19 protein-coding genes and 4 pseudogenes are annotated in these 23,833 nt (G+C 58.9%); 8 read left to right on the plus strand and 15 right to left on the minus strand.

The window, feature by feature from the left end; translation table 11 throughout:
* Positions 1-92 precede the first annotated feature (92 nt).
* A complete protein-coding gene (locus AC070A_RS28725; protein WP_113736945.1) occupies positions 93-1,994 on the minus strand; it encodes a potassium transporter Kup in 1,902 nt (633 codons plus the stop codon).
* Between the two features lie 804 nt (positions 1,995-2,798).
* Positions 2,799-3,249, minus strand: a pseudogene (locus tag AC070A_RS28730) (isochorismatase family protein); the annotation flags it as partial.
* A 94-nt stretch (positions 3,250-3,343) separates the two neighbouring features.
* On the opposite strand from AC070A_RS28730, the pseudogene AC070A_RS28735 reads away from it, so the two are divergent.
* Together AC070A_RS28735 and AC070A_RS28740 are read left to right on the plus strand one after the other, a co-directional pair.
* Positions 3,344-3,559, plus strand: a pseudogene (locus AC070A_RS28735) (hypothetical protein); the annotation flags it as partial.
* 645 nt (positions 3,560-4,204) lie between these two features.
* Positions 4,205-7,558 (plus strand): AAA family ATPase, encoded by a 3,354-nt coding sequence (locus AC070A_RS28740; RefSeq protein WP_113479668.1) that lies wholly within the window; start codon positions 4,205-4,207, stop codon positions 7,556-7,558.
* 239 nt (positions 7,559-7,797) lie between these two features.
* Here the strand turns inward: AC070A_RS28740 and AC070A_RS28745 are convergent, their stop codons facing one another.
* The gene (locus AC070A_RS28745; protein WP_113131751.1) at positions 7,798-8,058 is read right to left on the minus strand and encodes a helix-turn-helix domain-containing protein; all 261 of its coding nucleotides are present in this window, start codon (positions 8,056-8,058) and stop codon (positions 7,798-7,800) included.
* A gap of 133 nt (positions 8,059-8,191) precedes the next feature.
* Here AC070A_RS28745 and AC070A_RS28750 point away from each other — a divergent pair, with 133 nt between their 5' ends.
* Positions 8,192-9,082: a LysR family transcriptional regulator gene (locus AC070A_RS28750; protein WP_113131752.1), complete on the plus strand. Its 891-nt coding sequence runs from the start codon at positions 8,192-8,194 to the stop codon at positions 9,080-9,082.
* 517 nt (positions 9,083-9,599) lie between these two features.
* Here the strand turns inward: AC070A_RS28750 and AC070A_RS28755 are convergent.
* From AC070A_RS28755 to AC070A_RS28805, 11 genes are all read right to left on the minus strand, one after another.
* Positions 9,600-10,310, minus strand: a complete 711-nt coding sequence (locus AC070A_RS28755) for a GntR family transcriptional regulator (RefSeq protein WP_375293078.1) — start codon at positions 10,308-10,310, stop codon at positions 9,600-9,602.
* A gap of 69 nt (positions 10,311-10,379) precedes the next feature.
* Positions 10,380-11,123 carry an aspartate/glutamate racemase family protein gene (locus AC070A_RS28760; RefSeq protein WP_113131754.1) on the minus strand — a complete coding sequence of 248 codons (744 nt, stop codon included), beginning with the start codon at positions 11,121-11,123 and terminating at the stop codon, positions 10,380-10,382.
* A 12-nt stretch (positions 11,124-11,135) separates the two neighbouring features.
* On the minus strand, positions 11,136-11,858 hold the full coding sequence (locus AC070A_RS28765; protein WP_113131755.1) for an ABC transporter ATP-binding protein: 723 nt from the start codon (positions 11,856-11,858) through the stop codon (positions 11,136-11,138).
* A gap of 3 nt (positions 11,859-11,861) precedes the next feature.
* On the minus strand, positions 11,862-12,641 hold the full coding sequence (locus AC070A_RS28770) for an ABC transporter ATP-binding protein (protein ID WP_113131756.1): 780 nt from the start codon (positions 12,639-12,641) through the stop codon (positions 11,862-11,864).
* Between the two features lie 4 nt (positions 12,642-12,645).
* Positions 12,646-13,626, minus strand: a complete 981-nt coding sequence (locus AC070A_RS28775) for a branched-chain amino acid ABC transporter permease (protein WP_113131757.1) — start codon at positions 13,624-13,626, stop codon at positions 12,646-12,648.
* A 4-nt stretch (positions 13,627-13,630) separates the two neighbouring features.
* Complete coding sequence (locus AC070A_RS28780) at positions 13,631-14,497, minus strand: branched-chain amino acid ABC transporter permease (RefSeq protein WP_113131758.1); 867 nt, start codon at positions 14,495-14,497, stop codon at positions 13,631-13,633.
* A gap of 71 nt (positions 14,498-14,568) precedes the next feature.
* Positions 14,569-15,768, minus strand: a complete 1,200-nt coding sequence (locus tag AC070A_RS28785) for an ABC transporter substrate-binding protein (RefSeq protein WP_113131759.1) — start codon at positions 15,766-15,768, stop codon at positions 14,569-14,571.
* A gap of 715 nt (positions 15,769-16,483) precedes the next feature.
* The gene (locus AC070A_RS28790) at positions 16,484-17,110 is read right to left on the minus strand and encodes a 2'-5' RNA ligase family protein (protein ID WP_113479669.1); all 627 of its coding nucleotides are present in this window, start codon (positions 17,108-17,110) and stop codon (positions 16,484-16,486) included.
* A 38-nt stretch (positions 17,111-17,148) separates the two neighbouring features.
* Positions 17,149-17,307 carry a hypothetical protein gene (locus tag AC070A_RS28795; protein WP_156414582.1) on the minus strand — a complete coding sequence of 53 codons (159 nt, stop codon included), beginning with the start codon at positions 17,305-17,307 and terminating at the stop codon, positions 17,149-17,151.
* Positions 17,304-18,053, minus strand: coding sequence for an exonuclease domain-containing protein (locus AC070A_RS28800; RefSeq protein WP_113131761.1), 750 nt, complete (start codon positions 18,051-18,053; stop codon positions 17,304-17,306). The genes AC070A_RS28795 and AC070A_RS28800 overlap by 4 nt, the downstream gene beginning before the upstream one ends.
* A gap of 130 nt (positions 18,054-18,183) precedes the next feature.
* Positions 18,184-18,555 (minus strand): hypothetical protein, encoded by a 372-nt coding sequence (locus AC070A_RS28805; protein WP_162733534.1) that lies wholly within the window; start codon positions 18,553-18,555, stop codon positions 18,184-18,186.
* A 759-nt stretch (positions 18,556-19,314) separates the two neighbouring features.
* On the opposite strand from AC070A_RS28805, the pseudogene AC070A_RS28810 reads away from it, so the two are divergent.
* The 4 genes and pseudogenes from AC070A_RS28810 to AC070A_RS28825 all read left to right on the plus strand — a co-directional run.
* A pseudogene (locus tag AC070A_RS28810) lies at positions 19,315-19,665 on the plus strand (phasin family protein); the annotation flags it as partial.
* Positions 19,666-19,874: 209 nt separating this feature from the next.
* The gene (locus AC070A_RS28815) at positions 19,875-20,060 is read left to right on the plus strand and encodes a hypothetical protein (RefSeq protein ID WP_113736944.1); all 186 of its coding nucleotides are present in this window, start codon (positions 19,875-19,877) and stop codon (positions 20,058-20,060) included.
* Between the two features lie 883 nt (positions 20,061-20,943).
* Positions 20,944-21,312 (plus strand): hypothetical protein, encoded by a 369-nt coding sequence (locus tag AC070A_RS28820; RefSeq protein WP_113736943.1) that lies wholly within the window; start codon positions 20,944-20,946, stop codon positions 21,310-21,312.
* Positions 21,313-21,402: 90 nt separating this feature from the next.
* Positions 21,403-21,816, plus strand: coding sequence for a SyrB-like regulator (locus tag AC070A_RS28825; RefSeq protein ID WP_112997264.1), 414 nt, complete (start codon positions 21,403-21,405; stop codon positions 21,814-21,816).
* Between the two features lie 13 nt (positions 21,817-21,829).
* Here AC070A_RS28825 and AC070A_RS28830 read toward each other — a convergent pair.
* Positions 21,830-22,045, minus strand: a pseudogene (locus AC070A_RS28830) (helix-turn-helix domain-containing protein); the annotation flags it as partial.
* Positions 22,046-22,890: 845 nt separating this feature from the next.
* On the opposite strand from AC070A_RS28830, the gene AC070A_RS28835 reads away from it, so the two are divergent.
* On the plus strand, positions 22,891-23,833 hold a 943-nt coding region (locus tag AC070A_RS28835; protein ID WP_494773612.1), incomplete at its 3' end, for a VCBS domain-containing protein.

Here is a 23,833-nt window from a genome sequence, read left to right on the forward strand (position 1 = left end):
AATGCTGTCCCGGATTTAGTGAAATCGCTGTCCGGGATTTAATGGAATCCATGTCCGCGAATTACCGAAACCCGCACGCAGTACGCGCGCACCTAAATGATAACCTGTTCTCCCAACTCGACAACGCGATTTGCGGGCAGGTGGAAATAGTCGGTGGGATCAATCGCAGAGTTCGCCATCGCTATGAACAGCTTGTCCTGCCATCTCGGCAAGCCTGAGTGCGGGTCGGCAACCAGCTTGCGCCGGCCAAGATAAAATGACGTCGTCATGATCTCGAACTTGAGGCCGGCCTTCCGGCACTGTGCGAGCGCCTGCGATGCATTTTGATCGTCCATGAAGCCGAAGCGTAGCTCCAGCTTGCTGAACCGTTCGGAAAGCTTTGTGAGCGTGTAGCGATCCTTTTCCGGGACATAGGGGACTCTGGCCGTCTTGATGGTCAGAATGATGTTGTGCTGATGAATCACGTGGTTGTGCTTGATGTTGTGCAAGAGGACCGCAGGGGTACTGTCGGGTGTAGCGGTCAGGAAGATAGCGGTTCCCGGTACTATCACGGGAGCATGTTCGGACTTTCGCTCGACTGCGGCTATGAATTGGTTGAGAGGGATTTCCTGCCGGGCCGTCTTCTGGCGCAGGAGGCTGACGCCTTTGCGCCAGGTCCACATCATCGTCATTAGTGTGCCGGCGATGAGGATGGGCACGTAACCGCCATCGTGTATCTTGAACAAGTTGGCGCCGAGAAAGACCAATTCGAGCAAAAACAGGGGAAGCAGGACCGCAATAGCGGTGAGGGCCGGCCAATTCCACTGGTTGCGGACGAACGCAAAGGCGAGGATTGTGTCGATCACCATGGCGCCGGTGATTGATACGCCATAGGCGGGGGCAAGAGATTCCGAACTGCCGAATACAAACATGAGGACAAGTACCCCGGTCAGGAGCGCGGTGTTGACCAATGGGAGGTAAATCTGGCCCGTCTGGGTTTCCGAGGTGTAGCAGATCTCGAACCTTGGCAGGAAGCCGAGATGGATCGCTTGCCGCACGAGCGAAAACGCTCCGGTGATCACCGACTGGCTGGCGATGATCGTCGCGGCAGTGGCAAGGATCACCACGGGCAAAAGGGCCCAGCGCGGGAACATCAGGAAAAATGGATCGGAAATGGCTTCGGGATGGGACAGCACCAGCGCGCCCTGTCCGAGATAGTTCAATGCCAGTGCCGGAAACGCGATTGCGAACCAGGCCGCCTGAATCGGGTGGCGACCGAAATGGCCGAGATCGGCGTACAGCGCCTCGGCTCCTGTCACCGTGAGGAAGACGGCGCCGAGCACGATGAAGCCGACAAGACCGGCACTCCACAAAAAGGTAACCGCATGGATGGGATTGAAGGCTGCGAGGATCGCCAGATCGTCCCCAATATGGGCGACCCCGGCTGCTCCCATAACGAAAAACCAGACGAGAGTGATCGGCCCGAAGAAGCTGGAGACGGCTCCCGTGCCGCGGGACTGCACGGCAAACAGCAGCACCATGATGGCGGCCGAGATCGGCAGGACGTAATCATCAAAAGCTGGCGTGACGAGTTTCAGCCCCTCCACGGCCGAAAGAACTGAGAGCGCCGGCGTGATCATGGCATCGCCGATGAAAAGGGCGGCACCCAGGATACCTGCCACGAACATGCCCGTCGCATATCGCGGGGCCTTTTTGAGGAGCAAGGCAAGCAAGGACAGCGTGCCACCCTCGCCATCGTTGTCGGCACGGAGCAAGAAGAGCACGTATTTGCAGGTGACGATCATCGTCAGTGTCCAGATCATCAGCGAAATGAGACCGACGACCTCTTCGCGCCCCAGACCACCCTCCGCAAACGGGCGAAGCGCTTCACGGAAGGCATAAAGCGGACTTGTTCCGATGTCGCCGTAGACAACGCCTACCGACCCAAGGGTGAGCACGAGAAACTGGCGCAGAGTATTCGCATGAGCCGGTGCATGGTCGAGGGAGGCGGTCATGGGTTCTCCCCAAAATGGTGGACCCGAGGGCATACGATTGTGCTTTTCAAGTATCAAATGTAACTCGCGCGGTGGCCCTTGCAATGCTTGACGAGGTGGCCTTCATCACCGGGCGATCAATGACAGAGGCTTCACCATTTGAGCTGCCTGCCTGCTCCGCCGCCCGTGTGTAACCTTGAAAGACACCCACCACCGTCATTCGCGTTTGTGAAGGGAAGCGGCAACCTGATACCGTCCACAGTCAAATTCTCTCATCGCGCATCGACGACGCCGCTGTCCGGCGCTAGCGGCTTATAGACGTTTATGGGCTCGTAGAGGGAGGCAGCCATGTGCTGTCGACCGCCAACTTGCTGGGAATTGCCTAAATTACTGTGCGGAGCGCAGGCTGGCCAGGAGGCGATTATCCCCTTGGGGCGGGAACATGACCTGGACCATCTCCGATGGCTGCAGGCTGTGGGCATGCTATTAGTGCCGCCAGACCTTCCACGCGGAAAGCAAAAGGATCGCTGCCAACGCAGCCAACAGTACTGCATCGCAATTCTGAGCAACCTGCCTCCGATGAATGTCCCAGCGTCATGATGATCAGGAACGTCCGGTTGCCTTCGAGGACGGCAAAGCTCCCGCCTGCTGAGCGGAGATTTATGAACGATCTTAGCCAATCCCGAAAAAGGCGAGGATTGCGACCACAATAACGACAAGGCCGACGAGATAGATAATCTGGTTCATGTCAACCTCCTTTCACCGAACCCAACCGTTGCCAAGCCGATACGTTCCCCTCGAGAATCGGTCTAAGAGTTGAAGCTACGCGTCGTGGGTTTGACGGCAGAACTCCAGAGCGCGTCCTTAACCAGGATTATTTGTAGCCAAGATCGACGGCCCGATGGTGTCGCCAACACGCAGATGTCCGTCTCCCCTCCTGTCACAACCAGCGTTCCGATATCCTGCTCGGTTAAAGCGCGATGAAGCTGGCCGTTGATCAAAGGTGAGTAGGTGACTTTGTCACAGACGCGTGCTGGCGGAATCAGGCATTCCAGTTCCGGAATAAAGTCAACTAGAATCGGGTCGAGCTCGGTCATCATCATCATCATGCGCAGTAGGTTCGCCACATTCCTGGTCGCTCTGGCGATGACGGCGTCACGAAACGAGTGAATATTGTGCGGTCGGGAAACCGGGTAGCAATCTCGGCAACCTGGTCGAAAACCTTGGGTATCCAAGGCGCTTGCCAGGGAGTCCCTTCGGAAAACATCCGTTGCATGTCAATGCAGAGGTGGGACCTCCCAGCCTTGCTTATGGTGAGCCAAGCGCGCAGGCCCAAATGACTGGACTCCCCAGGAGATCGAGGGCGGATCGGCTGCCCAGGTTGCCGGCCGCAGGATATCCTCAAGGGCTTTATCGGCCGCGACAACAAGGCGATGGGTCGTCCGGTCGGAGTAGCGATCGACAAGAGCGGCGCGCTGCTTGTGGCAGACGACGTCGGCAACGTCATCTGGCGCGTAAGCCGACGGAAGGGGGATGATCCGCCCCATCGGATGATGGCCGCCGAGCAGAGTATTCCTATTGGATGACCTAGGCGCAAGAGTTCGAGCCGCCGGCGCTACGGCACCTGTGGTACGCTGAGATGTGAAGTGCAGAAATCGGGAATTTCATGTGCCGCCAGAGGTCAATTGCCCTGAAGCCCGTGCAGTGAGTGTGCGCTGTCGGAAATGATTTGACTCGCATACGCAGATAGAAGCGACGGCCACGCCTCATGGAGGCCAAGCCGCGATCGGTGGTTCCAAGCCATTCAAGGCGAGGGATAGGAGACATCCGGACCGGGCGGCATGTTGTCGGCTTCCCGTCGCCTCAGTCGAGTGGAGAAGTTCGCGTTACTGCCCTTGATCTGAACGCCAGGAAGCGTCAGGAGCGGATACTTGGCCAATATGACCGAGCGTCTCAATTGGGGCCGATTCCCGCTGGTCTGGTTCTGGTGCCACACCTTCGAAAACGGACGCAATGTTGCAATCCATCCTCACATGTCTATGGCGTCTGGTTGTCTAAGATGCCGAGATAGCCTCCGGGGATACGCTCGTGAACAAGCGCCCACATGTCGTCCACCGCAACAGGCGCGTCCGGATCATTGACGCTGATACGAAGATCAGCTTGGCAATGGCCAAGTGTTATGTGCGATGTGCGGCAGTCGTGCTATCCTTGCTCGCAGCGAGGTGGTTGTCATGTCGGACATCGCGGCTTGGCTGGCCCGCCTCGGGTTGGACAAGTACATAGATGCGTTCACCGCCAACGAAGTTGATTCAGATGCGCTTCGGCATCTCAGTGATGATGACCTGAGAGAGCTGGGTTTACCCATCGGCCCACGTCGCAAGGTTCTGGCGGCGATTGCGGCAATGGTCGATGACACCATGTCGCCAGCGAGTTCCGTGTCCGCCCCAGCGCCGCCGGGGCACGAAGCCGAGCGGCGGCAGCTAACCGTGATGTTCATTGACCTCGTGGGCTCGACCGAGCTGTCACAGCGGCTCGACCCGGAGGAAATGCAGGACGTCTTCCGTGTCTACCAAAGTGCCGTGTCGGCGGAAATTGCACGCTACGAGGGCTATGTGGCCAAGCTCATGGGCGATGGCGTGCTCGCCTATTTCGGTTGGCCGAAGGCGCATGAAGACGATGCCGAACGGGCCGTGCGGGCCGGCCTGGCGGCAGCGGCGTCGACCGCCAGGCTGACGCCCCCCTTGTTGGGCGAATCCCTTGCAGCCCGTATTGGCATTGCCACCGGTCTCGTCGTGGTCGGCGACCTGATTGGCGAAGGAGCAGCACAGGAGCAAGCGGTGGTTGGCGAGACGCCCAACCTCGCGGCACGCCTGCAGGCCCTTGCCAAGCCAAACACCATCGTGATCGCTGCCGGTACCCAGCGGCTGGTTGTCGGGTTGTTTGAGATGATCGATCTCGGTCTCCAGCAGCTCAAGGGCTTCGCAACGCCCGTCCCCGCCTGGCGCATCATCGGCGAGGCTGATACGGAGGGGCGTTTTGATGCGCTGCACGGCGTCGCGACACCGCTGGTGGGGCGATTGGAGGAACTCGATCTTCTGCTTCAGCGCTGGCGGCAGGCTCGGGCAGGTAAAGGCCAGGCGGTGATGCTGTCGGGCGAACCGGGCATTGGCAAGTCGCGGCTGACTGCCGCGTTGGAAGAGCGATTGATGGCCGAGCCGCACGCACGGTTGCGTTACTTCTGCACTCCGTACCACGTCAACAGCCCGCTCTACCCCGTGATCCAGCAGCTTAGACGCGCTGCCGGACTCGGCGGAAACGACAGCGCGAGCACGAAGCTCGACAAGCTCGAGTTATTCATGCTCCAATCGGTCGCGGACAAGACTGAAGTAGGCCCGCTTTTGGCTGCCCTGCTTTCGATCGACTTCACCGGCCGCTATCCACCGATCAAACTGACACCGCAATCGCAGAAGGCCCGCACGCTAAGGGTGCTCATCCAACAGCTTGAAGGGATCGCGGCCTACCAACCTGTTTTGATCGTCGTCGAGGACACTCACTGGATCGACCCGACGACGGGCCAGTGGCTCGACATGCTCGTTGACCGCTTGCGCTCCCTGCCAGTGCTTCTCATCGTCACCTTTCGTCCCGAATTCCGGCCGCCTTGGCTGGAATTGTCACATGTGACGCCGATACCGCTCAGCAGTCTCGGGCGAGATGCGGGAGCGGCAATCATACACCGTATAACGGGCGGCAAGATCCTGCCATCGGAGGTCACCAACCACATCCTCGCCAAAACCGAAGGCGTACCGCTGTTTGTCGAGGAGCTGACCAAGACGGTTCTCGAATCAGACTTCCTTGTCGAGGCTGGCAATCACTATCGATTGACAGGCCCATTGGTCCTATCAGCCATTCCGTCAACGCTGCGAGACTCATTGATGGCTCGCCTCGATCGACTCTCCTCGGTCAAGAGCGTGGCTCAGATCGGCGCGTGCATCGGTCGCGTCTTTCACTATCGGCTGCTGGCCGCCGTCACCGGAACTGATGCCGCCATGCTCAGCGATGATCTTCAAGATCTGGAAAAATCCGGGCTCGTCTTTCGAAGCGGCGTCGTCCCCGAAGCTACCTACGTCTTCAAGCATGCACTGGTGCAGGACGCCGCCTATCAGAGTCTGCTCAAGAGGCGGCGACACCAGATCCACGCGATCATCGCGTCAACGCTGGAAGCGCAGTTTCCGGAAGTTGCCGAGATCGAGCCTGAGACGCTCGCGCATCACTACACGGCCGCCGGGCTTGCCGACCAGGGCGGAGCGTACTGGCTGAAGGCTGGGCAGCAGGCACTGAAGCGATCGGCGAATGTCGAAGCCATGGCCCACCTCGGCAACGGGTTGGGGCTGGTCGCGTCCCTGCCCGGCACCGAGGCCCGCTTACGGCGCGAAATTCATTTGCACAATGCCATGGGAGTGGCCGCAATGGCTATTAAAGGTTGGGGCGCTCCGGAAGTGCTGCGCGCCTTCTCGTCGGCACGCAAACTTTGCGAGAAACTGGCCGATAGCAAAGAGCTCTTCGTCGCGGTTCGGGGCGAAGCCTCATACCACATGGTATCCGGGCATCTGCGCGAGGCCGATGACCTCGGCTGTCAATGTCTGCAGATCGCTCAGTCCGCGAATGATTTAGACCTTCTCCTCGAAGCGCATCATCAGTTGTGGGCGACCAAATTCTACATGGGAGACTATCTAGCCGCGGAGAAGCACGCAGACTGGGGAATGGCGACCTACGACCCAGACAGGGATCATCGTCTGACTTATATCTACACAGGCCATGATCCCGGCGTTTGTTGCCGGAACTTCTCTGCGATGATGCTCTGGATTCGTGGGTATCCAGACCAGGCTCTTCAGCGCGGTCGAGAGGGGATGTCGCTGGCGGAGCGAGAATCCCATTCCGTCACAATTGCCGTCGCGCAGTCCACCCTGGCCTTTGTCCATCTCCTGCGGCGCGAACCCGAGGCTGGACTTGAATGGGCGCAACGGCAACTTGAAGTAGCCATTAAATTCGACTTGCCGCTCTTGGCAGGGACAGCCCGTTTCCACGTTGGTTGGGCGCTCGCCCAGCAAGGAGAATTGCAGGACGGTATCCAGGAAATGCGCAAGGCGGTCGAAGGAATTGCCGCGACCGGCGCAGAGGCGGGCATGAACTTTTATCTTTGTGTCCTCGCGCAAGCCTACGGTGAGCTCGGCGACGCAAGCGAGGGGTTGACCCTGCTGGAGAAGGCGTTCGGCATCATCGCCAAATCCGGCACGAAGCATCTGCTGCCTGAGTTGCTGCGCACGAAGGGTGAGCTGTTGTCGCGGCTGCATGCGCACGACGATGCCGTTGAGGGATGGTTTCAGCAATCTCTGATGGCCGCTCGCTCCGAGAGTACGAAATTGCCGGAGCTGAGAGCTGCAACAAGCCTCGCGCGCCTCTACATCGACAAGCGGCGCGACAAAGAGAGCCGAAGCCTTCTCGGCCCCGTCTACGCCTGGTTCACCGAAGGCTTCGATACGCTCGACCTTGTCGATGCCAAGGAGCTGCTCGACCATCTGCGATAGGCGGCAGCGCCAACGCGACCTTCGGCATACAGCAATGTCCGCTTCAGGTAGAAGCAAAGTTTGCTTCTACGGCTGAAATGGCGGCGCAATGCTGTCGTTTGCAGACCTAAGCGTGGGCGCGCCTTACGGGCCGGACAGAACTGTGCTTCCAAGAGCCCTGCAGGCCTTGATGTTCACCCTTTGGGCCACGAGGATCGCATAATGTATCCAACGGAACTCGGGTTCCGTTGACTTAGGCGCTATTTCGGCTTCCTGCCGGCCTTCAACGGATCCGGCGGTAGGGCTGATTCCGCTGGAACCGCAAATAGCTCCGAGATGTCGATACCTAGTGCGGCCACTAAGCGATCGAGAAGGTCGACGGAAGGGTTATATTCGCTGCGCTCTATTCCGCTGATCGCCGTCCGGTCGACATTCGCATCGACGGCCAGATTCTCCTGCGTGATCTTTTTCGAAGTTCTAATTCGCCGGAGATTCCAGGCTATGCGCGCGCGGGTGTCCATAAGGCATCGCCACCACCTTGCGTAGCGTTAATCCATAGAATATATTCTACATATTTCTCAGAAACGTGTGCTCTGCAGCGGCATTCTTCGTTGCCGAATACGACGTGTCGTGCCCGGTGATTGGAGAGCGAACATGGAACTACGCCAACTCTCCTACTTCGTTGCGGTGGCCGAGGAGCTGCATTTTAATCGGGCGGCGGCGCGGATGTGCATCGCTCAGCCGGCGTTGAGCTCCCACATCCAGGCGCTGGAGAAGGAGCTCGGTGTTCGGCTGCTGGAGCGGTCGACACGGCGGGTCGAACTGACGCGGGCAGGGGAGGTGTTCTACGATCGGGCGGTCCGGATCATTGGCGATGTCGGACTATCGGCCGAGGTGGCGCGGTCGGTTGCCGGCAAGGCGGCACGCACGATCAAGATCGGAACTGTCTATCCGGCGACCATCGGCGTGCTGCCGGCGTTTCTCGCGCGCATCGGTCGGAAGTTTCCGGATGTCACGCTGCATGTGACAAGTGGTTCGACCAGCGACATCATCCGCGGACTAGAAAACGGCCAGATCAATCTTGGCTTCATCCGTCCGGTCGAAAACATCGGCTCCTTGCGCTTTTTCTCGATTGCTCATGAGCGCTATCTGCTGGCCGTCGAAAAGGCGAGCCCGCTGGCGCTTCGAAGCGAGATCGACATCGAGGACCTTCGCTCCGAAAAGATCATCGCCTTTTCCCGTCAGAATCTCTCCTACTCGGAGCGCTATTTCTTCGAGATGTTCGAGACCCATGGTCTGACCGGAAACATTGCCTATAGCTGCGACGACACCTTCTCGCTGGTATCGCTGGTCTCAGCGGGCCTCGGCATCGGCTTTGCCCCGGAATGGACGAAGGATCTGCCGAACCGCAACTTCGAGCTTAAGCCCGTGCGCGGCGTCGATCTGAAGATCGGGCTTGGTGTTGCCTGGAACAAAGAAGACCCAACCGCGGCACGGGACGACATCATCGACATCGCCCGGTCGCTGGCGCGGTCGGGCAGGTGAGGGGCGGTGGCTGATCTTCTAGCGTCTGATGAAAGCCGGGACCCCATTTTGGGTTGAGCCTCCGCAGGGCGGAGGCTCAACCACGGTGCGCGTTCTTAAAATTGAGGAATTGCGCGGCAATAAAACCAGCATGAATCTCATTTTTAACGTGTGCTTTTCGGTTGCGCAATTACAGGTAAAGTTTGTTCCTAAGACATGGGTGACAACCTCGTGCGCACGGGTTGTCGATGGTGTGCAAGGTCCTCTGTTCCAGTCGATGTATTTTGGCAAGCCGCTCCAACGCGCTATACTTTGGACGGCTAGCTTATGCCTGCCGTACATTTTGCTTTTTATTGGTTCTCGGTTGTCTGCCAGACGTTCGCCGCAAACAGCTTGACACGGCAATCGCTCAGGGTCGTGCTCTCGTCGCTTATGTTGGCATTTCTGACACGGCGGGGCGTCGAAAATCCCTTCTTCGGCCTCAACCGGCGTCGCTTGCGCTCCTCGACTTATCGCTTGGGAAGGCCCAGCGGTGAAATCAGCGTAGCATCTCTGCAAGGCTCTGCGGCTTCTTTGGCGATCGAGCGAGCTCCAGGCCAGATAGAAGATCGAGCAAATGTTCCTTCATCAGGTCCGCGGCCCTGTCGGATTCGCCTGCTTCGATGGCATCGACAAGCGCATGATGCGCGTGGCTTTCGCAGGTAGTGTCGCGCCGCTTCCAGTAAAGAGCGATAATCAGGGAGGAGTGGGAGACGAGATCACGGACGAAGCCGGTCAGAATGGAATGCCCGGCAATTTCCGCGATACCCACATGAAATCGCGCCGACAACATGATCGCGTCGCTGTCGCGGCCGGCATGCAGCGCCTCATGCTCCTTGTCGAGATGGCGACGCAGCAGCAAAACGTCCTCCGGCTTAGCCACTTGCGCAGCAAGGGCGGCGACTCTGGGTTCGATCAGTGCGCGCGCTTCGAAAACCTCGCGCGCCTCTTGGGTTGACGGCTGGGCCACAAAGGCACCGCGATTGGGTTCTAGTCTTACGAGACGGTCGTGGGCAAGCGCCTGAAGAGCGGCGCGGATGACCGTGCGGCTGACCGAATAAAGCGAAGCGAGCTCGTCTTCCGGTAGCTTCGTGCCCGGAGCGAGCCGATGACCGACGACTGCGTCCCGGAGGCCGTGATAAATCGGCGACCAGCGCGTGGCCGGCATCCGACTGTGGGTTTCCGGATCGTGTATCGCCGACATATTCATCGCTTCTGGGGGGCTCGTCTTTTGTCTCGCCCGCCGACGGGCAACATCCTTGGGCATCCCGATGCATCCTTATCGAAGCTTGCTCAACCCCGGCGACAATGGCGCGTAGTGACCAGCAAATTGCTTGACGAGCGGCGTGGCATAACCGCCGACCTTCGAGGTTTTAAGACCCAAGCTCGAGATAACTTCGGCAAGCCTGACCGCACAGGCCACACCGTCGAGCACCGGCACCCCATGTTCGCTGGAAAGCTGGTGGGCCAAATCGGCCATCCCTGCACAACCGAGTACGATCGCCTCGGCTTTGTCTTCGGCCATCGCACGGGCAATTTCAACCGAGATCTTCTGACGGGCTTCAGAACCCGGCTTTTCGAGGTCAAGTACGGCGACATCCGAGGCCCTGACCTTGGCGCAGCGAGAGGATAGGCCGTATTTCGATAGATTGTGCTCGATCGCCGGCACTGAGCGCGCGAGCGTGGTGACGACGCTGAACTTGCCGGCAATCAGCGTTGCAAGGTGAAACGCCGCTTCGCCTATTCCAATGACCGGCGCGCTCGTAGCGCAGCGCGCCGCATCGAGACCCGTATCGTCGAAACATGCGATCACAAAGGCGTCCATATCTTCTGCCTTGAACATTTCGGCGAGGATGCCTGGCACCACGAAGGCCTCATCGAAATAGCCCTCGATGCTTGGTGGGCCGTCCTTGGGATTGACTGCGATGATCTTGGTTCCCGCCGACGCCGCGATTTTTGCTGCTTTGCCGATCTTGTCGGTCATCGAGGCCGTCGTATTAGGGTTTATGACAAGGATGCGCATATCCGGTCCCGCCTACACTTCGCCGCCGAGATAGAGATGTCTGACGCGGTCGTCATTTAGCAATTCGGCCGAATCGCCGCTGAGCGCCACCTTGCCGGTCGTCAACGCGTAGGCGCGCTGGGAGATGCGCAGCGCCATGCGCGAGTTCTGCTCGACAAGCAGCACGCTGACCTTTTCGTCGCGATTGATCGCCACGATAGAACGGGCGATGTCCTGGACCAGCTTCGGCGCGACGCCAAGCGACGGTTCGTCGAGCAGCAATAGGCGAGGGCGCGCCATCAGTGCTCGGCCGATAACCAGCATCTGCTGCTCGCCGCCGCTCATCGTCCCCGCTTGCTGCGCGTAACGCTCCTTGAGTCGCGGGAAGCGCGTCAGCACCATGTCCATGCTCTGTTGGATCTCGACCTTGTCGGAGCGGGTGAAGGCGCCCATCAGAAGGTTGTCGCGCACCGTCATGAACGGGAAGACACGACGCGCTTCGGGCACCATCGAGATACCCATACGGACGATCTCATCGGGCGCGACGCCGTCAATGCGGTTGCCGCGATAGCGGATTTCACCTTTGCGGATCTTTCTGAGGCCGGTGATGGCCCGCAGGATCGACGACTTGCCCGCACCGTTGGCCCCGATCAGGGCGACGGTCTCGCCTTCCTTAACCTCGATCGACACGCCCTTCAGGGCGTAGACGTGGTCGTAGTAGAGTTCAACGTCATCCAATTTGAGGAGCGGTTCCATGGCCTACAATCCGATCGATTCGTCTTCGACACCGAGATAGGCTTCGATGACGTCCGGGTTCTGCTTGATTTCTGCAGGAGTACCCTCGGCGATCTTCAGGCCGAAGTTGAGTACGACGATGCGGTCGGAAATGTTCATGACGGCCGGCATGTCGTGCTCAACTAGGAGTACGGTGATACCGCGATCACGCAACTTTCGAACGATTTCGACCGCGCGCCTGGTCTCGTCGTGGTTCATGCCCGCGAAGGGCTCGTCGAGCAGGATCACGGACGGATCGGTGGCAAGTGCGATGGCGATACCGAGCGCCCTGAGATGCCCGTGGGGCAGGTTGCTGGCAATCTCGGCCTGCATCGCGCCCAGCCCAAGGAAGTCGAGGATCTCGTCCGCGGATCTCCCGAACGCGTCCAGATCGCTGCGTGCCGAGGCACTGCCGAAGTAGAAGCCGGCGAGGGTGGCGCTCGATCGCAAGTGATGCGCCGTCACGACATTGTCGCGCACGGTCATGTTCTTGAAGATCGTCGTCTCCTGGAAGGTCCGCACAACACCCTTGCGGGCCACGATGTGCGGCGAGAGCCCGGAGATTCGCTTCCCCTTGAACCTCACTTCGCCTTCGGTCGGTCGCAGGAACGAGGCGACCAGCTTGAACAGGGTCGACTTGCCGGCGCCGTTTGGCCCGATGACCGAAAGTATCTCGCGCTCGCGCACCGAAAACGAGACGTCGTTGACTGCGACGAGCCCGCCGAAACGTTTGGTAAGGCCGATAATTTCTAGAATGTCGGCCATGGCGCTAGACGCTCCTCTTGCCGGGCAAGGCCAGGCTCAGCAGACCGTTGGGCAGGACCAGCATCAGCAGGATCAGCACCGTCGAGAAGATCAGGAGCTGGTATTCGCCCGTCTGGAACAGCACGTCCCAGCCGAAATAAAGAACAAAGGTTCCAAGCATCGGTCCGAGCACATAGCCGAGTCCACCGAGGAAGCAATTGAGCATGAAATTGACCGAGTCGGCGACCGTGAAGCTCGACGGATAGATCGACTGGGAGATCGACGCGAACATCGCCCCACCCACACCACCGAGGAAGGACGAGAGCGCATAGGCGACGACCCGGAGGTAGGCGATGTTGACGCCGATCGAAGAGGCGAGCTCCTCGTTCTGCTGCAGCGATTGGCAGAGCTGGCCGATGCGCGAATGGGCAAGCCTATACAGACCGAGGAAACACAGCGCCATCAGCAACACGGCGACGATGTAGAAGGCAAGCCGGGGATTGGCGAGGTTCGAGAAATCCGGAACGAGAGTGATGCCGAAAAAGCTTATACCGGTGGGCAAGGGGATGCTGACAATGCCTTTGGCGCCGTTGGTGATCGGTATGGCAAGGGCAAGCAGGCGCGCCACTTCCGTCAGTACCAGCGTCACCATGGCGAAATAAACGCCGCGCAGGCGCAGAATGGGCAGCCCGATGAGAACGCTTGCCGCAGCACAGAATAGGCCCGCCAGCGGCAGGGTCAGCCAGAAAGACACTCCATAGTTCATCACCAGGATGGCGGAAATATAACCGCCCATCAGCGCGTAGGCGCCCTGGCCGATGTTGATGCGGCCGATATAGAAGGTGATCCACACGCCCGCGCTGATGATGCTGAGCAGCGCCACCGAGGTCAGCGTGTAATAGAGATCGGTCCGCCCGGTGGCGCTGATGAGCAACGGCACCCCGACGAGAAGCACGAGTAGGAAGAGTGCGGCCGCGACGATTTTGGGAGTTGCGGATGTTTTCATCGCATCAGCCCCACGGTTTGCCCATCAGCCCGTTCGGGCGGATGCTCAGGAAGACCATCAGCAACGCGAAGATGACGAGATAGGTGACGTCGCCATATTCGCGCAGCACGGTGAGACCAACCGATTCCATCATGCCGAGGATGAAGCCGCCGGCAATGGCGCCGGCAACCACGCCAGCGCCGCCGATCATCACCATCAGAAAGGCCTTGATCGAGATCGGTCCGCCGATGCCGGAATTGACGCCGGTGATACTGACGAGTAAGCCGCCGACGACCCCGGCGAGCATCGCCCCGAGTGCGAAGCCGATCATCGAATAGCGCTCGACCTTGACGCCCATCAACTGTGCGGCAATGCGGTCTTGCGCCAGTGCCCGCATGGCGCGCCCCGGTTTGCTGTATTGCATGTAGAGCATGAAGGCGGCGATCATCAGTATCGCGACCACGCCGACGACGATACGATCGTAAGGCAAGATCACACTGTCGGAGATGAAAACGCCGCTGACGATCTTCGGCACGCCACGCTGTTTCTCGCCGAACAGAAGCAGGATGATGGCATCGAGGAAGAATGCGGTGGCAGCGGCGAGCAGCATCGTGCTTTCCTCGCGCTTGCTGCGTCTGATCACCGGCCGGAAAAGGAATTTCTCCATCAGCGCGCCGACGACCGCCAGCGTCACCCCCGAACAGATCAGCGCGACCACGAAGGGCAGCTTGAGCTGGCCGTAAACCGAGTATGTCACGAAGCCGCCCAGCACGTACATCTGTCCGTGCGCGAAGTTGAGAACGTTCATAAGCGCGAAGATCAGCGTCAAACCGAGCGCGATCAGCGCATATTGGGCACCCAGATAGAGACCGTTGGCAATGACTTGTTCCATGGCTGCAAATCCGGTCGACGGGGAGGTCCGGGACCGGCCCCGAACCTCGATTGACTTTTAATCAGGTCATGTCAGTCCACTTCGCCGACGAACAACGTTTTGAAGGCTCCGTTTTCGAACTCGGTCACCACCATCGGTACCGAAACCTGTCGTTTCTGGCCGAATGAGGTCATGCCGACATATTTCAGCGTGCCACCCTTGGCGTAGGGGTTAGGCGCGGAGAAGCTGTCCATGGTCTTCTTGAACTCTTCGACATTGTCGATTGCCTTGGGGTTCGCCTTCAGCGTCTCGATGATGTATTCGAGTGCATAGACCTTGGTGTTGGACTCGTCGTTGTATTCGCCGAACTTCTTGGTGTAGCGATCGATGAACTCCTCCATCAATGGCGTACGGATCTCCGGGGTCGAAGCGCCGCCGACGGAGATGAAGCCGTTGGCGAGTTCGCCCGCGCCTTCCTGCAGCACGGTCGCATCCTGTGCTGTTTCGGCCGAGATCAGGCCCCCATAGCCGAGTTCGCGCGCCGCGCGGATGAGCAGGGGTGCGTTGGCGGGGGCCACACCGGACAGGACGAGCAGATCCGGCTTCAACTGGACGATCGGCGTCAGCACCGGTGTGAAGTCGCGTGTGTCGTTCTGGTAGGTGTCGGTCTCGGCGACCACTTCCAGCCCGAGTTCCTTAGCGGCAGCGACGCCGCTGTCACGCTGGCTGATTGGGTCGGATTCGTTGGCGGCGATGAAAGCCACCTTCTTCACGCCCTTGTTTTCCTTCAGATATTTGTAGATCGCCGGGCCGGATTGATAGTTGGCGACCATGCCGAGGACCGCGTTCGAGGCCGGTGCGACATAAAGCGATTTCGGGAAGGCGTAGGGGAAATAGATAATCCCCTTGGATTCCGCCACGGGACGAACGGCCGCCGCGCCGTCATCGACATTCGGTCCGACGACATAATGGATGCCTTCTTGGGCCATCTTCTCCATGCCGGCGATGGCCCGCTTAGGATCCTTCTGGTCGTCAAAGGTCACGATGGTGATGTTGTACGTGTCCTCGCCGATCTTCACGCCGCCGGCCTCGTTGAGCCAATCGGCGCGTGTCTGCATCGAGCGAACATTGGATGTGCCCCAGGCCGCGGCGGGACCGCTGGTCACGCCGACAAAGCCAATCTTGAGTTCCTTGTTCTCCGCTTGTGCGGGAAAGGTGCTTGCGACTGTAATTGCCAGGATCGAAACGGCGCCGAGCGCCAACGATTTCAATGTCGAGCGTCTGTTGATCATCTCACTCCCCATTTTTGGCATTCCCGGCGCGAATTGGAACAGCCGGAATACTGTAAGGAAATCCTAAAATACACTATTGTCAACATATGATATACGTATTGTATACGATCGCCTGATGCTGAAGCGTCCGGCCACCCTTGGGGGGCCTTGGCTGGGGCGACCGTCGTTCGTTTTTAGGACAAGACAGAAGTCTTAAAACGCCGGCCGCGGGTAGAACGCGTCGGGCCGCCCGGTGGCATGCATCTGGCATCCTCAAGCCGCGGAGGCCGCCATCGCGTAGGGGCGGATGACTGGCTGTCCCAACAGGCCGCACCCCGGACTGCCCAGGGCTGCTTCCAGTCTCATCGCCTCAACGGTGTCAATCGAGCCAACGCAAAACGTAAGACTCGCTACGGAAAATGAGTTTCCTCTCATCGCTCCGCACCGAGACCGAAATCTCTGTGCCGTTGCCATCGGAGAACTCGTCACGTGCGACATCTACCAAAGCGGCCCGTACTGCGCATTTGTTAGCCCCTAGGTGCCGGAGATCATGTCCGGAGTGCGGAGCCCCGCCAGCGGCAGATGACCGCTGCTAACCATTGCCGCGCCGGCCTCCACTGCCGCTATCGTGAGGGCGATCCGAAGTCCTGACTGAGCCTCTGTTCGTGAATGGCAGACCGACGTGTTGTTGGATCTCATGGTTTGGATGCCGCGTAGGAATCTCTCCGGCCGCGCCTCATGGCCGTTTTGCGGATACTCGCAACTGTTTTTTCGAATAGATGGTTCGATATCGACGATCGTCATCGAGCATCGCTGAACCGGCATTTATGGCCTCTGCACGGAGCGCGGGCACCACTGCGAAACTGACCGTTCGATCGAGCTGCCAAGGCCCGCCTAGATATCTCCAGAGGTCCAGGCCTTCCAGCATCACTGATCGCGGTTTGAAATCGTGTGTAAGTTGTTTGTGCAAGGTGTCTGCGGCTGTCCTCGAAACTCTGTTTTGGACGGTGATATGCGGCTGCCACCCCTGCATGTCCTGGCCACCCAACCATGGCATGAAAGCGGTTCTTAACTCTGCATAGAGCTGCTCAAGTGCAAGACTTCTTATCGTGAACGCGACACCCGCGCCGAGATGGCGAACACTGGTTACCTCCGCGCGAATCTGGCCACGCTTGGTGGCAGCAGACTGCAATTCTCCGACGATCCGCTCGAGGTGTTCACCCGGTAGCCGCTGAAACATCGTCAGGTGAGCTCGAAGGAAGTTTCGATCCGACGGAAAATGCGCCTTTCGAAGGCGATCGAACGGTTCAAGGTCTGTCTCCGCGATCCGGGCGGTGAGGATGAGCGGTTTGCGGGTCTTCAAGCCAAAGTCCTGTCGATGCTGGGTGGGGGCAATGTGCCTTACGACGGCAGATGTGCAAGCGCAGGCTGCGTGTTCTTCACGAGACGCCGGCTAAGATCCGGTTCGCCGTCGTCCCACCAGATAGGGCCATCTTCACCAAGCGCCACCTTGGCATCGCCCACCCTCCGGCGCGTGCGCGACGCGTCGGTCGCTTTCATAGCAAGGTTCGCTGCGCTGGCTCGATAACAGCGGGCGGCTCGAGTTCACCCCGCCTTGCCAACTCGGTCTGGGCGCTGAAACGGATATCGCTATCTCTATCGTGAAGAAATTCCGTGAGTGTCGCGGTGCTAAGACGATCCCAACCCTTCCCGCGATCTGGCCCGGACGGCACGCGCGGCAGGAGCCCCGGCTCGGCGCTCCACGCCAGCAACTGATCGAGCGATGTCGCGTTCAACAGGTCGCGCAGATGATGAGCCGTGACATAGGCATCCGGCATGCCTCGATGGGCCGGCAGTCCTATCTCGTGAACGAGACCTTCCGGCATACGCTGGTAGCGGAGCATCTGATTGGAAAACCGCGGGAGCTCGGGCCAAACCCGTAGGGCGCACTTCCAGGTACAAATCCAGGGTGAGCCGCCGGTCAGGCGAGTGGTGCAGTACCGCTGCTCGAAGGCCGCACGATGTGCAGCAAGAGCGTCGATCCTGCCGGACGGACGCAACACTCCTGGCGCGACATCTTTCCAGTAGGGCGCGCCGGCGACTTGTTCGTCGAGAATGTGATGGATGGCCATCGTGTCGGGCGAAATCGGCCGTCCTGGATTGACCATCAGCGCGCCACGTTCATCGTTGACGGCCCAACGTCCATGGTCTTCAAGGACCACATCCTGCCAGCCGATCTCGCAAACGTCGTTCGGTCCATTGCCGGCCGTTTCCAGATCGATGACGCGAACGCGGGATGTCGACACTGCTTGCTGTTCTCTCGTCCTAGTGCGGTCGCCCTGTTTCTAGTGCGAGCCGGTTTCTCTCCGCCTGCTCATCGTGGGTTTTGTTTCGACCCTTGAGGCCGATTCCGGTGATCGAGACAGTGGGATCTAATTATCTAGTGCAGCAAGGTATCGCCCGCCACTTCGAATGACGAGCGTTGAGCAAAGTCGAATTGCCGTCCACCACGAGCCACAGCGCGTTATCCAAGGACTGAACCGTCAGGGGTTTGCGTTTCTCCTGATTGCCTTGCGCCGCGGCCAACATATGGCGGTTGGCATTGACGATGCCTCGTTCGCGCGCACGCGCGTTGACCAACTGTTCGAGCGGAATAAGGAGGTGTGGTTCGCCAAGATCGAAGTAAAGCGAAGGATCATCCGGAAGCCGCGCGAGCGTGGCGGCGATATCGTGATTCAACTCGATCTCCACAACAGCGCCGTCGGGTCGGAGAGTGGGATACTTGAGCAACATTTCTTCAGTTTTCATTGCGTACCTCTGGCAGGCTCGTGATGCTTGGCGCTACAGCGAAGGGTACTCGCTTGCGATGGGTTTGAACGGATTGAACCGCGGGATGCCAATTGGCATAGGCGCCGCGCTACATTTGTTGCTCCGCGCCTATGTACGCACGCGCTGTCGGGCGCTGCGGTAGATCAGATCCGACGATTGCGGTGGTTGGTTAGAGGCTGAACTCAACGCCGCACCCATGCTTTTTGCCTGCTGCTCGGTCAATCTAAACTGCAGTGACGACACATCCGTTCGCCCCGGGTCAACACTGAATTCGATCCTCAAGACGATGTCACGACTCCCGTCTGCGGTGACGGCTTCGGCCTTCCAATCGATGACGGTTGATGCTCGAAGATTTCCCCGTGCGTCTTTGCTCCAATCATTCATGTGCAAGCTGACCCCCCTTTAGCGCGAAAGTTGGCAGACCCCCGGAGCGCGCAGCTTTCGTTCCCGTCCCCGACCGCGCTACGTAAATTGGTTCATACCAATTCAGGGTAATGGTTAATTGTTTGCTTGGCATTAAAATTTGCAAACCGAATGACAATGAGTGCTTCGGCACTTCAGCTGCTTTCTGGTTCCGGTGCTCATCCGTCGGCACAACGGTGACCAAGCCGTTCCGGCATTACTTCATCCGTGCGGCATCCGAGGCGTTCTTGTTGCGCCGCACACTCGGCTTGACATTTTGTGCGACGCACATAAGCTCCCGCTTATGGATTAGGCCGCCACCAAGGAGACACCCCGTTCAACTTCGCCGATGCGAACAAGACGAGCAAAGAAGTCATTGAGGTAGCAGTGAAGAGCTACTCCGCTTGGACAAAAGGTCTCCAGGCAATCGCGACTGAAGCTGCCGAGTATTCCAAGACGTCGTTTGAAGGGGGCGTTGCGCACGTTCAAAAGCTATCGGGCGTCAGAAGCGTTGAGGCAGCATTCTAACTTCAGACCAATTACGTCAAGGCAAGCTATGAGAACTTCTTCGCCGAGGCCACGAAGATTGGCGAAATGTATGCCGACCTCACGAAGGATGCCTACAAGCCTTACGAAGCGCCGGTCGCCAGGGCGGCGGCTGCAAAGGCCGTCACAGCTGCAGCCTGATCGCTAGGTTGAGAGCAAGTTTCGCAAAGGAGCGGTTGTAGCAATTGCGGCCGCACCTATTATTTTCGCACGTCAAAATCCCGATCGAGAAATCGTCGTTCTGCACCACACCAGGGAGAGGTCCACGGCCGACGCTCATCACCGCGGGATCGTGAATATAAGCTTTCGGACGGCGTAGTTGTCTGCTGAAGCCCGATTCCGAGGGTGTTATGAGCGGCCTGCATGACATCAATATCGTGGATGTAACTGACGGCGGCCAGTTCCATCATCATTTCGCCGACGACCATGTCAACGCGTCGAGGCTTAACGGTTGCGTCCTGCGCGACATGGGCCTCTATCTGACCACCGTTGGGGTTGTCGGCGCGCGCAAGAGACGCCTTGATCGATCGCTCTGACGCTGGCCGCCTTGAACGCCCTCAGACTTCTGCCATAGTTGCCGCGTCTGTGAAGTCGAACGCTCAGATGGAGGGCCCTGGATTTTACCCGTTTCGGATCTGGGGCCGTTCTTGTTTCTCATAGTCGTTGGCGGGTCGCCTTTGTGGCTTCGCGGCAGATTTCTAGGACATCCTCTTTTCCCATACTCCGGACTGTCCCGCAGACCGAGCACTGAAACCGTTCTCTTGTCTCCATCTCGGAGAATGCGAGGCGCTCTCTCGCGCCGCATTTCTGGCACTGAATTTCAAAGCTGTCGGAGCAATCCATCACTGCCTCCCGTTGCTTTCGAAATACTCCTACAACCTGGTCCACCCAAAGGTGATTTCAAGATGACCTATCGTCCACCGCTGGAATGGCTCCAGCCTGTGAAGATGTCGCGTATCATCGCGCATCGGAGTGCCGGCGCTTATCAAGCCTCTGAACACGACTAGGAGCACTATCACTTCGAACCTTTCCGGCGTTGCGCTGTGGCCGTCAGGATATGGTCATGCCAGGGATGGGCGCCACGCAGATCGCGGGCGAAGGCGATGACGCACCGGTTGACGTCCCGGATCCCAGCGTCGTCGAGCCCGAACTTTCGGCCCCCAGCCGCCATTGGCGCCCAGGTCGGCGTGTCACAAAGCCCCGACTCGCGACCTGAGCCAAGTCGAAATACGAAACCGCGTAGCGCCGCAGCATCTCGCGCCCCTCTGGGCTGTCGAGCAGGACGAGGGAGGCGAACAGCGGCATTTCGGCGCCGGTGCGGTCTCCCTCAAGATCTCCTTTGTGTGGCTTCGGGGGGAACTCCCGTCTGTCGCATGAGTTTCACTAGGATCGAGTGGCGGCAAAAGGAGAGAAAGCCCGATGACAAATATTAAAGCCAGGGGATTTGAGAGCCCATCGCATTTGCGGGAGCACCTGGACGAGCTTGAGCAGGAAAGTCCCGCCGAAGATTCCTCGGTGGCAGAAGCCGTTCTTTCCCCTGCGGAAGAGATCGCGGAGTTGCGCGGCGTGGTCGCAGAGCTCCACGCTCGGTTGGTAGCAATCCGTGAACAGACGGATGGGATAGATACGCCTCGATCGCGCGGCGTCCTTCACCCCTGGCTGAGGATTGTCGTCACGGCTGCGACCACCTTCGTTCTCGCGCGTCTGGTACAGGAGTTTCGTCTCGGCGCGCCGGGGGCCGCGGCGGTACCGTTGCTTACCGCGCAACTAGACCGCAGGTTATGGTGAGTCACTTACGCGTTTCCGGTCCGATTGGTCTCATTGACTCTGCTCTGTCCGCGTTTGAAATAAGACTGATAGTTGAAGAGGGAACAACTCGTGGCAGACGAGAACAATATCGAGACCGTCGAGACGACGACCCCGGCAGAAATTGCGCCGGCGAAGAAACGCCGGGGGCCAAGGGCGAAGAACGTCGCTACGGAAGCAACCGCCGAGACCGCTCCGACGGCAGATGGTGCCAAGGCGGGAAGGGGACGCCGGAAGAATGCCTCGAGGTCGGCCGACGACGTGGCCTTGGTCGAGACCGTCGGCAAGACCCGGGCAAAGAAAGCTGCCAAGGGCGCCGGTAAAACCTCAGCTCAGAAGCAAGCCACCCCAGTGGTAGCTCCGGTTCTTGATGACATTACGGACCTGCTTCAGCTCGAAGAAGAGAATGCGCGCTTGCGCAAGACGCTGGCCGAGAAACTGCGGGCCGAAAACGCGGATCTACGCAAGCGCCTTGGTCTTGCCTGATCCCCGGTGCTGGCCGATTGGAGTTCGCGATCCGACCGGCCATGCCGGCGCGTCCATCAGACTGGTAGCGCTCAATCCACCGCGCCACAATCTTAGCAGACACGCCGTAGACCTGCGCCGCCCGGGCTTTGGAAAGACGACCTTCGATAACCGATCGGGCCATCTCCTCTCGACGCAATGGCGAGTGCCGAAGCCTGGAAACTCCAGCCTCCTCGGTTCCGGTTCGAATGGACAACCTCCTGAAAGCTCACAACTAGCTAGCGATAATTCATCGTCCCTTCCCTCTTCGGGGAGCCGCAGCCCTAAGTCCCTTTGGCTTTTTTTGGCCGCTCGGCCAGGGCCTCACGCGTCAGCGTTTACAATGGCTGAGAACCTTCGGCGGCATGAACGGTAGAGGCGCAACTGCGACGGACATTTCTCGTTCCCAACGGCTGGCGATCCGTGTTCTCCAATCCCCGCAGATGTTCCCAGTGGGTGAAGGGTCGGGTGTGTCGTTTTCGCCCAGTCTTTCGGCTCGAAGCGCGTTAACTTTGTTCACAATCTTTAATTTAGCAAATTGAAATCTTCTCTTTGCTAATCCATCAAATGTGTTATGAATTTATTAAGGATATGGGGTGCCGAGGCCGATTAGGGAAAAGCGGCCGAGGGAACCAACATAAATTTCAGGATGTTAGTTTTGGGAGCGGCTGATTTCTCCGTTGCCCGATAGGAGTAGATGTGTGCGGAGTAGTTTCGCGTAAAGAGGGTGCCTTGGTTCCGAGGTCTTGGAAACCGATTCAGGGTGGCTGGTTTCCCGCACTCTCCGTGGATGAGATTTATAGCGCCACGTATTTTCCGAATCTCCTACCAAGCGGGCGATCGCGACGCCATCGTCCCGGGTTCGCCCGCTTCCGTCTCGGTCGCTCTAGACATCAATATGACATCGGTTCTTTGGCGCACGTTGCGCCTTGCATGAATGATTTTCGATCAAAGATGGGGTGGGATCACCGGCGGCACATAAGGGTGCCCGTCGGCGACACCCCGTAACATCACCGTACCTCGATACGGGGTACGCTTGGCGAGAGGGGAAGGGCCATGGCTACGCAGACAACCGGCGGTGGGAGCACTACATCTTTCGGCAATACACCGCAGGCTCAGAGCGACACCTATGGGTGGACCGAGGAGCAACTGCAGTCATCCGGCCTCTACAATTCTTCTACCAACACCATCACCCTGGACGTGATGGCAAACGATCTCGGTGGAAAAGCGAAAACGCTCTGGTCGATCGAGGACGGCGGGTCCGATGTCATGTCGGAGTTGCTGAAGAGTAACGTGACAACGGCATGGGAGAAAACCGCAGAAGGAAATTGGATACGAATCTACAATGGAAAAATCGAATACAGGATCGATGACGGTTCGAATTCCCCCAACAGAGCCCTAAGCATCGATTCACTGACCGCCAGCGACCACATTCAAGACTCGTTCTACTATTCGATCCGGTTGGCCAACGGAACACTCAGCTATGCGAAAGTGACGTTGGAGATCATCGGCCAAAACGATGCTGCGGCGATAGACGGCAAATCCACGGGGACCGTAACCGAAGCAGGTGGCTCAAACAACGGCGATCCAGGCCTGCCGTCCGCCTCAGGCACGGTGACGGTGTACGATTCCGATCTCGGAGAGAAGCATTTCCAAGCTCCATCGGAAAGTGCGCTTAATGGCTCGTATGGTAGCTTCAACTTCGATGCGACGACCGGTGAGTGGACTTACGCGCTAGATAACGCGCGCACGGCGACACAGGCGTTGCAGGCCGGCCAGGTGATGACCGAGACACTCACGGTCTGGTCAGCCGACGGCACGGCGAGTAAAGACATCGTCGTTACCGTCACCGGTGGTAACGACGATCCGACGACGTCGGCCGTGACGCTGGCAGCGATCGCCGAGGACAGCGGCGGACGTCTGATCACCCAGGCCGAGCTTTTGGCCAATGCCAGCGATATCGATAGCGCCACGCTGACGGCGACGGGCCTGACGATCG

It is taken from the genome of Ensifer sp. GW101-20A05 (assembly GCF_059424735.1).

Coding starts and splice junctions, on each gene's coding strand:
- AC070A_RS28795 (WP_156414582.1), bottom strand. CDS start 17,307: ATGAAAGCGACCGACGCGTCGCGCACGCGCCGGAGGGTGGGCGATGCC.
- AC070A_RS28725 (WP_113736945.1), bottom strand. CDS start 1,994: ATGACCGCCTCCCTCGACCATGCACCGGCTCATGCGAATACTCTGCGC.
- AC070A_RS28770 (WP_113131756.1), bottom strand. CDS start 12,641: ATGGCCGACATTCTAGAAATTATCGGCCTTACCAAACGTTTCGGCGGG.
- AC070A_RS28785 (WP_113131759.1), bottom strand. CDS start 15,768: ATGATCAACAGACGCTCGACATTGAAATCGTTGGCGCTCGGCGCCGTT.
- AC070A_RS28745 (WP_113131751.1), bottom strand. CDS start 8,058: ATGGACACCCGCGCGCGCATAGCCTGGAATCTCCGGCGAATTAGAACT.
- AC070A_RS28820 (WP_113736943.1), top strand. CDS start 20,944: ATGACAAATATTAAAGCCAGGGGATTTGAGAGCCCATCGCATTTGCGG.
- AC070A_RS28815 (WP_113736944.1), top strand. CDS start 19,875: ATGAGCGGCCTGCATGACATCAATATCGTGGATGTAACTGACGGCGGC.
- AC070A_RS28765 (WP_113131755.1), bottom strand. CDS start 11,858: ATGGAACCGCTCCTCAAATTGGATGACGTTGAACTCTACTACGACCAC.
- AC070A_RS28755 (WP_375293078.1), bottom strand. CDS start 10,310: ATGAATATGTCGGCGATACACGATCCGGAAACCCACAGTCGGATGCCG.
- AC070A_RS28780 (WP_113131758.1), bottom strand. CDS start 14,497: ATGGAACAAGTCATTGCCAACGGTCTCTATCTGGGTGCCCAATATGCG.
- AC070A_RS28805 (WP_162733534.1), bottom strand. CDS start 18,555: ATGAAAACTGAAGAAATGTTGCTCAAGTATCCCACTCTCCGACCCGAC.
- AC070A_RS28740 (WP_113479668.1), top strand. CDS start 4,205: ATGTCGGACATCGCGGCTTGGCTGGCCCGCCTCGGGTTGGACAAGTAC.
- AC070A_RS28775 (WP_113131757.1), bottom strand. CDS start 13,626: ATGAAAACATCCGCAACTCCCAAAATCGTCGCGGCCGCACTCTTCCTA.
- AC070A_RS28750 (WP_113131752.1), top strand. CDS start 8,192: ATGGAACTACGCCAACTCTCCTACTTCGTTGCGGTGGCCGAGGAGCTG.
- AC070A_RS28760 (WP_113131754.1), bottom strand. CDS start 11,123: ATGCGCATCCTTGTCATAAACCCTAATACGACGGCCTCGATGACCGAC.